The organism is Aminobacter sp. P4_D5 (genome assembly GCF_056401815.1).
Map to the genome: position 1 here is coordinate 1 of NZ_JBFUIP010000404.1, position 1132 is coordinate 1132.

At 60.1% G+C, this 1132-nt stretch carries 1 pseudogene; it reads left to right on the forward strand.

What is annotated here, in order from left to right:
* Nucleotides 1-778: 778 nt before the first annotated feature.
* Nucleotides 779-1087: pseudogene (locus tag AC1DWF_RS32265) on the forward strand (isoprenylcysteine carboxyl methyltransferase); the annotation flags it as partial.
* Nucleotides 1088-1132: the final 45 nt, after the last annotated feature.

The window sequence follows — 1132 nt, forward strand, 5'->3', positions numbered from 1 at the left end:
AGTGCCGCTTTTTGCGGACCGTTCCGGGGAGGCGGGACGGCAGGTCCGCCGCTTCGTGGCCAACGTTTTGTTCCGTTRGCAATCTGCTGGACGCGGCGCGTTGCCTGAACCTGGCACGTTCGGGTGATGCCCCCATCTCCCGGCGCGCCATCACCGCGTCCACCTAAAAACTAGGCGCGTCAGAGGCTTCGAGGAACGTTACCGGGGGTTACATGTCACTGTTACGCGGGCCGCTCGGAACGTCGGCCAGTGTCTTAGGGGCGACTTTCGGTAAGGGGATGCCCTACTGCAACGCGCCAGAACATCCTCGCGCGACCAAACAGACGGAAGCCGCTCCAGCCTGAATTCAGGCAACAAAAAAGCCGGATCCAAGAAGATCCGGCTGAGTTTGATTGGAAGTGCCGATTAAGGCGAACCTCCAGAGGGGAACACTCAAGGGCGCTAATGGGAGGAGGAACGCGCCCCGGAGATGATCAATATATGTGCTCATCATGCCCAACAAACAAGCATCTATTTTGCATCGCACGCATGCAAAAAGACGCAGGCTGTGGTCCAACAATGTTAGAAGCCGAATAGGACCAGATTTCATGCCAAAAATCGCATGTTATCGATGCTGCAGCGCACGCGAACGGGCCATTTCCCAACAAAAACCCGGAGAAATCTACGCTGCCGTGCGATGCTGGCAAAGCGGGCACGACGAGATCATTATTGCAGCGGAAGCCAAGCCAATAGGCAGCATGCCTGGGTTTCAGCCCTGCTGATGAAGAGGAATGCACGCTTGCGCAAACCATCCGCCATCCTCGGCAGCGCCGTCTTCTTCGCTGCAGCACCAGGCGTGGTCGCCGGCCACGTGCCTTGGCTTTTGACCGGCCGCTACGGCCTGCCCCTGGCACCCTAGCCGCTCGTCATCGCGGGCTCATGCCTCGCAGCCATCGGCCTTGGGGTGCTGATGCATGCCTTCGCCCGTTTCGCGCTCGACGGCCTGGGCACCCCTGCCCCGATCGCGCCGACCGATAGGCTCGTGATCGGCGGTGCCTACCGCCATGTCCGCAATCCGATGTATGTCGCGGTGGTGTCGGTCATCATTAGAGCGCCGCGCGTCCTCTTGGACGCGCAAAGGACGCTCTAACAC